This window comes from Caballeronia sp. S22 (assembly GCF_964261745.1).
GTDB classification, from domain to species: Bacteria; Pseudomonadota; Gammaproteobacteria; order Burkholderiales; family Burkholderiaceae; genus Caballeronia; species Caballeronia jiangsuensis.
Genome location: NZ_OZ180039.1, coordinates 774,662 through 788,217, shown reverse-complemented (window position 1 = coordinate 788,217; position 13,556 = coordinate 774,662). Strand labels below are relative to the sequence as shown.

The window sequence follows — 13,556 nt, the reverse complement described above, 5'->3', positions numbered from 1 at the left end:
CGCGGCGGTTGATGCCTCAGCGACCGAGGCCGGCCATCATCATGTACTTGAGCTCCATGTACTCATCGAGCCCGTACTTCGATCCTTCGCGGCCCAGTCCCGACTCTTTCACGCCGCCGAAGGGCGCGACTTCCGTCGAGATGATGCCTTCGTTGATGCCGACCATGCCGCTTTCCAGCGCTTCGCCGACGCGCCATGCGCGGCCCAGATCGCGCGTGTAGAAATACGCGGACAGGCCGTAAGGCGTGTCGTTTGCTGCGGCGATGACTTCCTCTTCCGTCTCGAAGCGGAAGCAGGCGGCCACCGGACCGAAGGTCTCTTCACCGGCGATCAGCATCGATGGCTTTGCGTCCGCGAGCACCGTCGGTTCGTAGAAGGTGCCGCCGAGCGCGTGCGGCTTGCCGCCGGTGAGAATTTTCGCGCCGTGGCTCACGGCATCGGCGACGTGTGTCTGCACCTTCGCGAGCGCCGCTTCGTTGATGAGCGGACCCTGATCGAACTCGCCTGCCAGACCGTTGCCGACGCGCAAGGCATGCACGGCGCGCGTGAGCGCCTGCGTGAAGGCGTCGTAGACGCCGTCCTGCACGTAGAAGCGGTTCACGCAGACACACGTCTGTCCGGTGTTGCGGAACTTCGACGCGATTGCGCCCTGCACGGCGGCGTCGATATCGGCGTCGTCGAAAACGATGAAGGGCGCATTGCCGCCGAGTTCCAGCGAAAGCTTCTTGAGCGTATCCGACGATTGCTTCGCCAGCAGCTTGCCGACGCGCGTCGAGCCCGTGAACGACAGCTTGCGCACGTCGCGCGATTCCGTGAGCGTCTGGCCGATAGCGACGGCGTCGCCGGACACGATATTGAACACGCCCGGTGGAATGCCGGCTTCCTCTGCGAGCACGCCGAGCGCGAACGCGGACAGCGGCGTTTCCTCCGATGGCTTCAGCACCATCGTGCAGCCCGCCGCGAGCGCCGGACCGGCCTTGCGGGTGATCATCGCGAGCGGAAAATTCCACGGCGTGATCGCCGCGACGACGCCGACCGGCTCGCGCGTCACGATGATCTTCGAATTCGGTTTCGGGCTCGGAATCACGTCGCCGTAGCTGCGCTTCGCTTCTTCCGCGAACCATTCGAAAAAGCTCGCCGCATACGCGACTTCACCGAGCGCTTCGGCAAGCGGCTTGCCCTGTTCGCGCGTCAACAGTTCGGCGAGCGCGTCGCGGTTCGCGAGCATCAGTTCGCCCCAGCGCTTCACGCGAGCGCCGCGTTCCTTCGCGGTCAGCGCGCGCCAGGCCGGGAAGGCGCGCCGGGCGGCGTCGATCGCCTGGCGGGTTTCCGCGCTGCCGCCGCGCGCGACGTTCGCGATGACTTCGCCCGTCGCCGGATTGCGCACGGCATAGGTGCTCGCGCTCTCGCGCCACTGGCCGTCGATATAGTGATTCGTCTGCAACAGGGTCTTCATGCTGCGCGCTCCAGTGTGTCGTCGAACACGCCTTGCGCGGCACGCGCCTCGCGCGCGATGCGCCGTCCCGCCGTGTAGTCGTTGATGAGATCGCACGGCGTGTAGTTGCGCTCCAGCTCGTGCAGTTCGTCGGCGTCGAGGCGCGTGTCGAGCGCGGCGAGCGCGCTGTCGAACTGCGCAGCCGAGTCCGCGCCGACCAGCATGCTCGCGATGCCCGGACGGCTTAGCACCCACGCCTGCGCGATCTGCGCCGCCGATACGCCGCGCCGCGCCGCCACGCGCGCCACCGACGCCGAGACTTCCTGCGAGGCATGGTCGCCGTACATTTGCGCGGTGAAGAAGTCGGTCTGATTGCGGTTGGACTTCGCATCGCAGGTCAGAAGACCGCGCGCGAGCGGGCTGAACACCGAGACGCCGACGCCCTGATCGATGCAGTACGGAATCATCTCGCGCTCTTCCTCGCGATACGCGAGATTGAGCTGCAACTGCATGTTGACCGGCTTGTGCCAGCCGTGGCGCTCGCATGCCTGCATGATCTTGGCGAACTGCCAGGTGTACATCGTCGATACGCCGATATAACGCGCCTTGCCCGCGCGCACGATGTCGTCGAGCGCGCACATGGTTTCCTCGACGGGCGTGTTCACGTCGAAGAAATGCAGCATGTAGACATCGACGTAATCCATGTCGAGACGTTTGAGCGACGCGTCGATGCCGTCCATGATGTGCTTGCGCGAATGGCCGCCCGCGTTCGCGTGGCTCGCCATGTCGTAGCCGACCTTGGTCGTGACGACGATTTCGTCGCGCTTCACGAGACGCTTCAAAATGCGGCCGACGACTTCCTCGCCGACGCCCGTCGAATAGAAATCGGCCAGATCGATGAAGTTCACGCCATGATCGAGCGCGTGCTTCACGATCGGCTCGCTTTGCGCTTCATCGAAAATCCAGGGCTTCCATTGCGGCGTGCCCATGTTCATCGTGCCGAGGCACAGACGCGAAACCTTGAGGCCGGACTGGCCGAGACGCACATATTCCATTTGCGAGAACTCCTCAGCTTTTCTTCGGCGTGTAGAACGGGTTCGACACTTCGCGTGCGGCCTTGAACACCGCTTCCTTGCGCGGCAGACCTTCCATCGCGGCGATGATCGCGTTCTTGCACGCGCGATAGTTGTTCTCGTAGACGGCGTCGAGATCGTCGGTCTTCGGGTTGACCCAGTTCGCCGACACGACGACCCAGTCGTTCTCCGCTTCCGGCGGCAACGTGCCGTTTTCCAGCGATTCCGCGACCGCCTTTGCGATGCCCGCCTGCGATGCGCCCCACGTCGCGTTGCCGTGGAAGTCGCCGTCGATCTGCGCCTTGTTGACATACAGCGTGAGCGGCTTGGTCGGCACGCCCGGCTGCGCGATCACGACGAACGGCGCGTGACCGGCCGAGGGTGTCGCGAGCGCGGTCGAGAATGCCTGACCAGCCGGGCCGTTGCGCGGTCCGACCAGCACGTTGATGTGGGCGAGGTTCACGCCCGGTCCTTCGAAGCCTTCGCCGATGAAGAGAGTCTTTTCCATTGTCTCGTTCCTGTTTTTCCGTCAGAGAGAATCGGTTGCGCCACCGCCGCGGTGGATGAAGGGCATTCTGCGGCGGCGCTCGCGCGAGCAGGAACCGACGATTTTTCAGGCCGGCGTTGAGGAAAGCTCAACTCGGGGTTGACCCGTAGGTTTTTCGGATTCGGTTGTGGCGATGTCCGCGTGGCGCCGTTATTTGCTGACCGGTCGGCGACGCGGGTTTCGTATTCGGTCAATACGAAACTTCATCGATGGTGTTTCGTCAATTCGAGGTAAAAACCGGTAATCCCGATTACGATATTGACGTCATTGCGTTCGGACTCCCTTTTCATCAGCGCGAGAAACTCAGGGATCAGTTTCGTATTGCCAGAGCGCAATCGATCGAGTGAATCGGTATAAAACTCGGCCCCGTTTGGCGCGACAGCGCAAGCGCAGACTGTTCGGATTCCGCGCCGGGAAGCTTTCAGATAGCGCCTTTGGACCTGTCTGCACGGCGAATGCTTTCTTGAAAGACATAGGGGTCTATCAGAAAAGCATTTCTCATAAATTTAATCGACTACCCAAAGCGGCGATTTATATTATCGGTCTAAGCCACGACCCTTCGCCAGCGCGACTTGTCGGAAGTTTCTCTTTAAACGGCTGAATTATCCGTTCGAGATTCAGAGCAATCCATACGAAGCGGCGCAATTTCCGGGGATGCGTAGATGATTGCCGAATTGTTCAGATCTCAGCCGGAAATTGCGTTGTTCGCGAGTCTTGCATTCGGCTATCTGATCGGTTCTTTCAAGATCGGCCCGATCCAGCTAGGCGGCGTGTGCGGCACGCTGATCGTTTCGCTGCTGCTCGGCCAGACGGGCGCGCGTCTGTCGCCCGACCTCAAGAACATCGCGTTCGCGCTCTTCATCTTCGCGCTCGGCTTCACCGGCGGCCCGCAGTTCTTCGCCAATGTCGGGCGCGGCTGGCGTTACGGGGTTCTGTCGATCGTCGAGATCGTCTCGGTGCTCACGCTCGTGATGATCGCCGTCGCCGTGCTGCATCTCGATCCCGGCACGGCAGCGGGACTGCTGGCGGGCGCGGCGACCGAATCGGCGGTGATCGGCACGGCGTCGGAAGCCGTCGCGAAGCTCGGCTTGCCCGACGCGGACACGGTGCGCCTGCAGGCGAATATCGTCACCGCGTACAGCGTCAGCTATCTGTTCGGACTTATCACCATCGTGCTCTTCACGAGTCAGTTCGCGGCGCTGCTATTGCGCGTGAATCTGCGCGAAGAAGCCGAGCGCGTGTGGCGCAAGCTCGGCGGCGGCGATTCGCTGGGCGAAGGCGAGCGGCTCGCCGCGCCCGCGCTGGTGGGACGCGCGTTTCGCGTCGGCCGGGCGGCGGGCTTGAGCGTCGGCGCATTCGAAGCGCAATACGGCCACAACCTGACCATCGAGGAGATCGAACGCGGCGGCGCGACGCTAGCCGTCGCGCCCGGCCTGGTGCTCGCCGCGGACGATCTCGTGCTGGTCGGCGGGCGGCGCGAGGCGCTGATCGAGGCCGCGCCGGCGCTCGGCGAGGAGGTCGCGTCGGGCCATCATTTTTCGACGGCGCTCGCCGATATGGTCGACGTCGTGCTCACGCGCAAGGACGCGCACGGCGCGACGATCCGTCAACTGCGCGAGCGCGCGGACCCCGAGCAGGGACGCGGCATCTACATCGCGGCCGTGACGCGGCTGGAGAACCGCATACCCGCGCTTCCGGGCACCGAACTCAATCGCGGCGACGTGCTGACGCTGGTCGGCGCAAAGGCCGACGTGCTGCGCGGCGCGAAGCGGCTCGGCTATCTGCTGCCGGCGACCCTGAAAACCGACTTCGTGTATCTCGGCCTGGGCGTGCTCGTCGGCATGGCGATCGGCCGGCTGTCGGGCACCTTTGGAGGCGTCACGCTCGCGCTCGGCACGGGCGGCGGGTGTCTGCTGTCGGGGCTGCTGTTCGGGTGGCTGCGCTCGTTCCATCCGATCGTCGGTTCGCTGCCGCCGGCGGCCGCGCAAATCCTCAAGGACTTCGGACTCGCGACGTTCATCGCGGCCGTCGGGCTGTCGGCGGGGCCGGACGCGATCAAGCTCGTGCATCAGTACGGTCTCGCCTTGCCCGTCGCCGGGATTCTGCTGGTGCTGGTGCCGGGGCTGTTGTCCCTGTGGATCGGCCGGGCGTTTCTCAAGCTCGATCCGCCGATGCTGCTCGGCGCGATCGCCGGCCAGCAGTGCAGCACGCCTGCGATCAGCGCGCTCGTCGGCGTGACGGGCAATTCGACGCCCGTCATCGGCTACACGATCACCTACGCGCTTTCGAACATTCTGCTGCCGCTGATGGGGCCCGTGGTGGTCGGCCTCGCCGCGCAGTTCAAGGGCTGAAGGGCGTCATGCGCAATGGACGCAACCGCGTCGATCGCGTTGCAGGCGCCGATTTGCGATCGGGCAAGGGAAGGTAGTGCCATGTCGTCCGCCGCGTTTCGTAGCGGACCCCAAGCGCGTTTTCAATGAGAGGGCACGATGGACTGGATACACAACATCTTTCACAAGTCACCCGAGATAGCGTTGTTCCTGTCGCTGGCCGTGGGGTATTTCATCGGCCAGATCAACTTCGGCAAGTTCCAGCTCGGCGGCGTCGGCGGCTCGCTGCTGGCGGCCGTCGTGATCAGCCAGGCGGGCGTGTCGATCGACAACGGCGTGAAAGCCGTGATGTTCGCCGTGTTCATCTACGCGGTCGGCTACGACTCGGGGCCGGGCTTCTTCAACTCGCTGAACCGCAAGACGCTGCGTGAAATCGCGATGGCGGTGTTCCTCGCCGTGTCGGCGCTCGTCACCGTCATCATCTGCGCGAAGATCTTCCATCTGAACAAGGGTCTTGCCGCCGGGCTCGCGGGCGGCGCGCTCACGCAATCGGCGATCATCGGCACGGCGGGCGATGCGATCGCGCGGCTCGGCCTGCCAGCGGAAGAAGTGAAGTCGCTGCAGTCGGACGTGGCCATTGCGTATGCGGTGACGTACGTGTTCGGCTCGCTCGGCGCGATCATCGTGTGCGTGAACATCCTGCCGAAGTTCATGGGACGCGATCTGCGCTCGGCCGCGCTCGACGCCGAAGCGAAGCTCGCGGGCGGCACGCCGTCGCGCGCGCCGGGGCAACTCGCGGCGCTGCCCGAACTGGTCGGGCGGGCGTTCAGGGTCGGGGCGGCGGCGGGGCGCAAGGTCTCCGAGATCGAAATGGCGGCGCAGGACTTCGTGTCGGTCGAGAAGATACGGCGCGCGGGCAAGGAGGTCGAGCCGGGGCCCGATGTCGTGCTCGCGGCCGATGACGTCGTGCTCGTGGTCGGGCGGCGCGAAGGCATGGTGCCCATCGCGCCGAAGATCGGCACCGAAGTGTCGGACGTGACGGATGTCAGCGCGGTCATGCAGACGCGCCAGGCCGTATTCACGGCGAAGGGCCTGAACCATACGACGATCCAGAAAGTGCGCGAGACCGTCGACCGCGACTTGCGTCACGGCGTCTTCCTCGAAAGCATCACGCGCGTCGGGCAACCGGTGCCGATCCTGCCCGAAACCAAGCTCGAACACGGCGACGTGCTCACCTACTTCGGCTCCGCGAAAGACACGAAGCGCGCGGTGGCGGCGACAGGCTACGAGCTGCCTTACTCGATCAAGACCGACTTCATCTATATGGGCGTCGGCATGGTCGTGGGCCTGTTGATCGGGCTGATCGTGGTCAACATCGGCGGCGTGCCGCTCACGCTCGGGTCGGGGGGCGGCTGCCTGCTCGCGGGCCTCGTGTTCGGCTGGATGCGCGGCAAGCATCCGATGTACGGCGTGATGCCGCCCGCCGCATCGCGCCTGTTGCAGGACTTCGGGCTGGCGGCGTTCGTCTCGGTGGTCGGTCTGAACTCGGGACTGCAGGCGGTGACGACGATCAAGGAACTCGGCGTCACGATCTTCCTGCTCGGCGTGGTCGTGACGATGCTGCCGCTGCTGCTCACGATGCTGTTCGGCCGCTACGTGCTGAAGTACGACAACGCGGCGATCCTGGCGGGCGCGCTGTCCGGCTCGCGCAGCGCGAACCCCGCATTCGGCGGCGTGCTGGACAAGGCCGAAAGCGCCGTGCCGACCGTGCCGTTCGCGATCACCTATGCGATCGCGAACGTGCTGCTCACATTACTGGGGCCGCTCGTCGTCGGCCTGGTTTGAATCTTTCACTGGAGAACGCATCATGGCAAAGGCCAACAAGAGCAAGGATCAGGCAGCGCTGCAGGCATTGAGTCCGTTCGAACTGAAAGACGAGCTGATCAAGGCGGCGGGCGGCGGAGCAGTCGAACGTCCGGCCAACATCTCGATGCTCAACGCCGGGCGCGGCAACCCGAACTTTCTAGCGACGATCCCGCGCCACGGCTTCTGGCAGCTCGGGCTCTTTGCGATGCGCGAGTCGGAGCGCTCGTTCGCGTACATGCCCGAGGGCGTGGGCGGCTTTCCGAAGCGCGAAGGGCTGTCCGAGCGCTTCGAATTGTTCCTGCGCGAAAACAAGGGCGTGCCGGGCATCGCCTTTCTCGCGGGCGCCGTGTCGTATGTGCGCGATCAGCTCGGCCTGTCGGGCAACGATTTCCTCTATGAGATGTGCGAAGGCATTCTCGCGTCGAACTATCCGGTGCCGGACCGGATGCTGAAGCTCTCGGAAACCATCGTCGGGCAATATCTGCGGCGCGAGATGATCGGCAAGTATCCGTTCGTCGGCGAATTCGACATCTTCGCCGTCGAAGGCGGCACGGCCGCGATGACGTACATCTTCAACACGATGAAGCAGAACCACCTGATCAAGGCGGGCGACACGATCGCGCTCGGCCGTCCGATCTTCACGCCGTACATCGAGATTCCGACGCTCGGCGAGTACGACCTGAATGTCGTGAATCTGGATGCCGACGTCGAGAACAACTGGCAATACTCGAAGGCCGAACTCGACAAGCTGCGCGATCCGAAGGTGAAGGCGTTCTTCCTCGTGAATCCGAGCAATCCGCCTTCCGTGAGGATCAGCGACGAGAGCCTCGAATACATCGCGCAGATCGTCAAGGAACGCCCCGATCTGATCCTGCTGACGGACGACGTGTACGGCACCTTCGCCGACGACTTCGTGTCGCTGTTCGCGCTCGCGCCGAAGAACACGATTCTCGTGTACTCGTACTCGAAGTATTTCGGCGCGACGGGCTGGCGTCTGGGCACGATCGCGACGCACAAGGACAACGTCCTCGACAAGCTGATTTCCGAGTTGCCGAAGGACACGAAGAAGCTCCTGCATCATCGCTACGAGTCGATCACGACCGAACCCGACAAGCTGAAGTTCATCGACCGGCTGGTTGCGGACAGCCGCACCGTCGCGCTGAATCACACGGCGGGCCTGTCGACGCCGCAACAGGTGCAGATGGTGCTCTTCTCGCTGTTCTCGCTGATGGATACGCCGGATGCCTACAAGGACGCGCTCAAGCGCCTGATCCGCAGCCGCAAGCGCGCGCTCTATGAAGAGATCGGCATTGCGTTCGACGAGAAGGACGCGAACCAGGTCGATTACTACTCGATCATCGACATGGAATATTTCGGGGAACGCGCGTACGGGCGCGAGTTCGTCGACTGGCTGCTCAAGCACACGGAGGCGTCGGAGCTGCTGTTCCGGCTCGCCACCGATGCGCGTGTCGTGCTGCTGCCGGGCATGGGCTTCGGCACGAAGCATCCGTCGGGGCGCGTGTCGCTTGCGAATCTCAACGAGTCCGACTATCGGAAGATCGGACGCGCGATCCGCAAGCTCACCGACGAGTATGTCGAACGCTACAACAAGGAGACCGGCAAGAACATCGAGAGAAAAGAGGTCAAGTGAAGGCATCGCGGCCGCGCCGCCGCGTTAGATGACCCAAACGACCGCTCGCCGCTCGCGTCGCGAGAAGCGAGCGGGGTTTCCCTTACGTATAAACCCCTGAAGTCTCGGGGCTGAGCGGGCTCGATCACGGCACGCTCCCCCGTTCAGGGGATGGTTCCGAATCCTGTTCCCTTCGATCATTCACTTACCGGAAACGACACCGCCGCCAGCCGGCGATGTCCGCCCCTCTAACAGAATGAGACAAGGAGACACAGATGCGGGACGACCTCCAGGCCGCCGCGCCCTCGGCCTACGCCTACCCGTTGCTGATCAAGCAACTGCTGCACACGCCATTCCTTCAGGCGCCCGACCAGGAGATCGTCTACCGAGGCCGGACGCGCATGACCTACACGGGCCTGCGCGAGCGCATCGCGCGGCTCGCCGGTGGCCTGAGCCAACTCGGCGTTCAGCACGGCAGCACCGTCGCCGTGATGGACTGGGACAGCCACCGCTATCTGGAATGCTACTTCGCGGTGCCGATGATGGGCGCCGTCCTGCAGACCGTGAACGTGCGTCTCTCGAATGCGGAGATCGCGTACACGATCAATCACGCGGGCGCGGAAGTTCTGCTTGTCCATACCGATTTCCTCCCGGTGCTGGCGGCGATCAGGGATCAGCTCGAAACCGTGCGCACCTTCATCCTGATCGACGAGCAGGACGGCGAGACCTGCGAGCACGCCATGTCGTTCGCGACCGAATACGAAGCGATGCTCGCCGCCTCCGCCGATCACTACGATTTCCCGGACTTCGACGAAAACACGCGCGCCACCACGTTCTACACGACCGGCACGACGGGACTGCCGAAGGGCGTCTACTTCTCGCATCGTCAGATCGTGCTGCACACCATCACCGTGATGGCCGCGCTGGCGAGCCCCGAAACGGGTCAGCGCTTTCATCGCGGCGACGTGTATATGCCGCTCACGCCGATGTTCCATGTGCATGCGTGGGGCATGCCCTACATCGCCACCATGCTGGGCGTGAAGCAGGTCTATCCGGGGCGCTACGTGCCGGACCGGCTGGTGCGGCTGCTGCACGATGAAGGCGTGACGTTCTCGCATTGCGTCGGCACGATCCTGCATATGCTGCTCACCTGCGGCGAAGCGAAATCGGCCGACCTCAGCAGATGGAAGGTGGTCATCGGCGGCGGCGCGCTGACGCACGGGCTGGCGCGCGCCGCGCTCGATCGCGGCATCGATGTCTTCACGGGCTACGGCATGTCGGAGACGTGCCCGGTGCTGAGCCTCGCGCAACTGAAACCCGGCGACGAATCCCTCGATCTCGACGAGCAAGTGCGCCTGCGCTGCCGAACCGGTTCGCCGATTCCGCTCGTCGATCTGCGCATCGTCAACGCGAACATGGAAGACGTCGCGCACGACGGCAAGGCCAACGGCGAAATCGTCGTCCGCGCGCCCTGGCTCACGCAAGGCTATCTGAACAACCCCGAGGCATCCGGACAGCTCTGGGACGGCGGCTATCTGCATACGCAGGACATCGCGAGCATCGGCGCGAACGGCAGCCTTCTGATCACGGATCGCATGAAGGATGTGATCAAGTCGGGTGGCGAATGGATCTCGTCGCTCGAAGTCGAGAGCCTGATCTCGATGCATCCCGGCGTCGCCGAAGTCGCCGTGATCGGCGTCAGCGACGAGAAGTGGGGCGAGCGGCCGGTCGCGCTCGTCGTGGTGCGCGCGGACGCGGTCATCACCGAGGACGAGATCAAGCGTCACGTGCTGACGTTCAGCGCATCGGGGCGCATCTCGAAGTACGCGGTGCCGCAAATCGTCAGGTTCGTCGAGGGACTGGAGAAGACGAGCGTCGGCAAGGTGAACAAGAAGTGGCTGCGCGCCCAGTTCGTCTGATCGGTCACAAGGAGCCAGGCAATGTCGAGCATCAAGGAATACCGCATCGCATCGATCGAGGATTTCGTGGGTCGGGAGCTGGGCGTGTCGGACTGGACGGTCGTGGATCAGGCGCGCATCGATGACTTCGCGCGCTGCACCGGCGATACGCAGTGGATCCACGTCGATGTCGAACGCGCGAAGCGTGAAAGTCCGTTCGGCGGAACCATCGCGCACGGCTATCTGACGCTGTCGCTGCTGGCGCCGCTCGCAATGGAGATCGGCGTCATTCCCGAGGACGCGTCCGCCGGTCTCAACTACGGGCTGGACAAGGTGCGCTTCATGACGCCGGTGAAGGCCGGCGCGCGCGTGCGCAACCGCGTGAGCTTGTTGTCGGTTGAGCGAAAGAGCGGCGGCCGGGTCATCGTCAAGACGAAGAACGAGCTGGAGATAGAAGGTGAGGACAAGCCGGCGCTCATCGCCGAGACGCTGGCGATGCTGATCGCGTAAGCAAACATAACGAAGAACCTGAGAGCAAGTCGGAGGAGCATCAAAATGGCGGTAAGCACTAAAAGACTGGCGCGCGGAGCGGCAGCGAACGACCTCGTGCATTCGGCGACGGAAGGCATGTCGGGCCCGAATCCGTTCGTCGGATTGCGTCCTTGCGACGTCGTCGCGACCGCGCGTCATATCGGCGCGCAGGCGTGGCGGCAACCCGCGCTGATCGTCGAACAGGAAGCCGCGCTGGTCCGCGATCTGATCGCCGCGCTGAGCGGCGACGCGCCAGGCGCGCCGCAGAGCGACAAGCGTTTCGCCGATGTCGCGTGGCGCGACAACGCGCTCTATCGCATGACGATGCAGGGCTATTTCGCGTGGCGCGACGCGCTCTCCGGCTTCGTCGACCGCTCCGCGCTCGACCCGAAGAGCAAGGAGCGCGCGCAGTTCGTGATGTCCCTCTTTACCGACGCGATGTCGCCGACCAACACCCTGCTCGGCAATCCGGCCGCGCTCAAGAAAGCCGTCGATTCGGGCGGCGCGAGCCTGATAGGCGGCCTGAAGAACGCCGTGACGGACATGGTGAAGAATCAGGGCATGCCCGCCCAGGTGGACCGGACCGCATTCGAGGTCGGCAAGAATCTCGGCACGTCGAAGGGCGCTGTCGTGTTTCGCAACGAAGTGCTGGAGCTGATCCAGTACGCGCCGGCGACCGCGAACGTGCATAGCCGGCCGCAACTGATCGTGCCGCCGCAGATCAACAAGTTCTACGTGTTCGATCTTTCGCCGGGCAAGAGCATCGTCGAGCATCTGTTGAAAAGCGAGTTTCAGGTGTTCGTCGTGAGCTGGCGCAATCCGACCGCGGCGCAATCCCGCTGGGATCTCGACACCTATGTGACGGCGCTCCTCGAAGCGATCGCGGCGGTGCGCGACATCACCGGCAGCGACGATGTCAACCTGCACGGCGCATGCTCGGGCGCCATGACCATCTCGGCTTTGCTCGGACTTCTGGCAAGTCGTGGCGATACATCCGTTCACGCCGCCACGCTGATGGTGGCCGTGCTCGACAACACGGCGGACTCGCAGCTCGGGCTCTTCGCGACGCCCGAGGCCATCGCGGCGGCGAAGCATGCGAGCACATCGCGCGGCGTGCTTGCCGGCGAGGAGATGGGACGCGTGTTCGCATGGATGCGGCCCAACGATCTCGTCTGGAATTACTGGGTCAACAACTACCTGATGGGCAACACGCCGCCTGTGTTCGACATCCTCTACTGGAACAACGACACGACGCGTCTGCCGGCGAAGCTGCACGGCCAGCTGCTCGACATCTTCACGGACAACCTGTTCACGAAGCCCGGCGCGCTGAGCGTGCTGGGAACGCCGATCGACCTGAACGACGTGACCTGCGACAAATACATGGTGGCGGGCATCACGGACCACATCACGCCGTGGAAGGGCGTCTACGACACGGCGCGTCTCTTCGGCGGCAACACGCGCTTCGTGCTGAGTTCGAGCGGTCACATCCAGAGCCTGATCAATCCTCCGGGCAATCCCAAGGCGAAGTTCTATCTCAACCCCGAGCTGTCCGCCAGCGCCGACGCCTGGCTCGACGCTGCCGAACCGAAAGCGGATTCGTGGTGGAACGACTGGAGCGTGTGGCTCGCCGCGCGCTCAGGCAAACGCCGCGCGGCGCCCGCCGCGCTCGGCAACGAACGGCATCCGTCGCTCGCGGCCGCGCCGGGCACTTACGTCCTGCAGGACTGACTTCGATGCGCCGGCCGCGTCGCGGCTGGCATCGACCTATTTTCATCGAAAGGAAAACGGATCATGGAATCGACCAATCAAAGCAATTTCTTCGACGGATGCCTCAAGTTCATCAAGCCTCTGCGCTTGTCCGGCTTCGATGCGAACGCCATTCTGGATTCACGCCGCAAGGACGTCGAAGCGCTCGCGACCGTCGGCACCACCGCGCTGACGGGCATCCAGTCGCTCGGCCAGAAGCAGATTGAAATCCTCTCCGGAACGATGACGCGGGTCCGCGCGCTGTCCGGCAAGCAACCCAGCCAGGAGGCCCGGCCGGCCGCCGCGAGCGAAGCGGTGCAGCAGGCGTTCTACACGACGCTTTCCGACGTGCGGGAACTCTTCGGCACGGCGTATCGGGCCCACTCCGACAGCTACGCGGTCATTTCGAAGCGCGTCGCGGAGAACGTCGAGGAGTTGAGGGCGCTGCTGCAACCGCGCAAGTAACGCGTCCCGCGCGGCGCATCAACGAGATCAGGTCT

Annotated in this window: 10 protein-coding genes; 7 read left to right on the top strand and 3 right to left on the bottom strand. The window is 64.0% G+C overall.

Annotation, left to right across the window (positions count from 1 at the left end):
* Positions 1-16: 16 nt before the first annotated feature.
* Genes ACEN42_RS35435 through fae form a run of 3 tightly spaced genes read right to left on the bottom strand, consistent with a single transcriptional unit; the run spans position 17 to position 3,016 of the window.
* Positions 17-1,456, bottom strand: coding sequence for an NAD-dependent succinate-semialdehyde dehydrogenase (locus ACEN42_RS35435; protein WP_371882338.1), 1,440 nt, complete (start codon positions 1,454-1,456; stop codon positions 17-19).
* Entirely contained in the window at positions 1,453-2,490 is a 1,038-nt protein-coding gene (locus tag ACEN42_RS35430; RefSeq protein ID WP_371882337.1) for an aldo/keto reductase, read from the bottom strand. Before ACEN42_RS35430 ends, ACEN42_RS35435 begins: the two co-directional genes overlap by 4 nt.
* Before the next feature lie 13 nt (positions 2,491-2,503).
* Positions 2,504-3,016: a formaldehyde-activating enzyme gene (gene fae, locus ACEN42_RS35425; RefSeq protein WP_238287008.1), complete on the bottom strand. Its 513-nt coding sequence runs from the start codon at positions 3,014-3,016 to the stop codon at positions 2,504-2,506.
* Positions 3,017-3,717: 701 nt separating this feature from the next.
* On the opposite strand from fae, the gene aspT (ACEN42_RS35420) reads away from it, so the two are divergent.
* The 7 genes from aspT (ACEN42_RS35420) to ACEN42_RS35390 all read left to right on the top strand — a co-directional run bounded on the left by aspT (ACEN42_RS35420) (position 3,718) and on the right by ACEN42_RS35390 (position 13,521).
* Positions 3,718-5,406 (top strand): aspartate-alanine antiporter, encoded by a 1,689-nt coding sequence (gene aspT, locus ACEN42_RS35420; protein ID WP_250486918.1) that lies wholly within the window; start codon positions 3,718-3,720, stop codon positions 5,404-5,406.
* A 138-nt stretch (positions 5,407-5,544) separates the two neighbouring features.
* Positions 5,545-7,230: an aspartate-alanine antiporter gene (aspT, locus tag ACEN42_RS35415; protein ID WP_371882336.1), complete on the top strand. Its 1,686-nt coding sequence runs from the start codon at positions 5,545-5,547 to the stop codon at positions 7,228-7,230.
* Between the two features lie 22 nt (positions 7,231-7,252).
* Entirely contained in the window at positions 7,253-8,902 is a 1,650-nt protein-coding gene (locus ACEN42_RS35410) for a bifunctional aspartate transaminase/aspartate 4-decarboxylase (RefSeq protein WP_187603128.1), read from the top strand.
* 254 nt (positions 8,903-9,156) lie between these two features.
* The gene (locus ACEN42_RS35405) at positions 9,157-10,800 is read left to right on the top strand and encodes a fatty acid--CoA ligase (RefSeq protein WP_371882335.1); all 1,644 of its coding nucleotides are present in this window, start codon (positions 9,157-9,159) and stop codon (positions 10,798-10,800) included.
* Positions 10,801-10,821: 21 nt separating this feature from the next.
* On the top strand, positions 10,822-11,289 hold the full coding sequence (locus ACEN42_RS35400) for a MaoC family dehydratase (RefSeq protein ID WP_371882334.1): 468 nt from the start codon (positions 10,822-10,824) through the stop codon (positions 11,287-11,289).
* 45 nt (positions 11,290-11,334) lie between these two features.
* Positions 11,335-13,038, top strand: coding sequence for an alpha/beta fold hydrolase (locus tag ACEN42_RS35395; protein WP_371882333.1), 1,704 nt, complete (start codon positions 11,335-11,337; stop codon positions 13,036-13,038).
* A 63-nt stretch (positions 13,039-13,101) separates the two neighbouring features.
* The gene (locus tag ACEN42_RS35390) at positions 13,102-13,521 is read left to right on the top strand and encodes a phasin family protein (RefSeq protein ID WP_371882332.1); all 420 of its coding nucleotides are present in this window, start codon (positions 13,102-13,104) and stop codon (positions 13,519-13,521) included.
* Positions 13,522-13,556 lie beyond the last annotated feature (35 nt).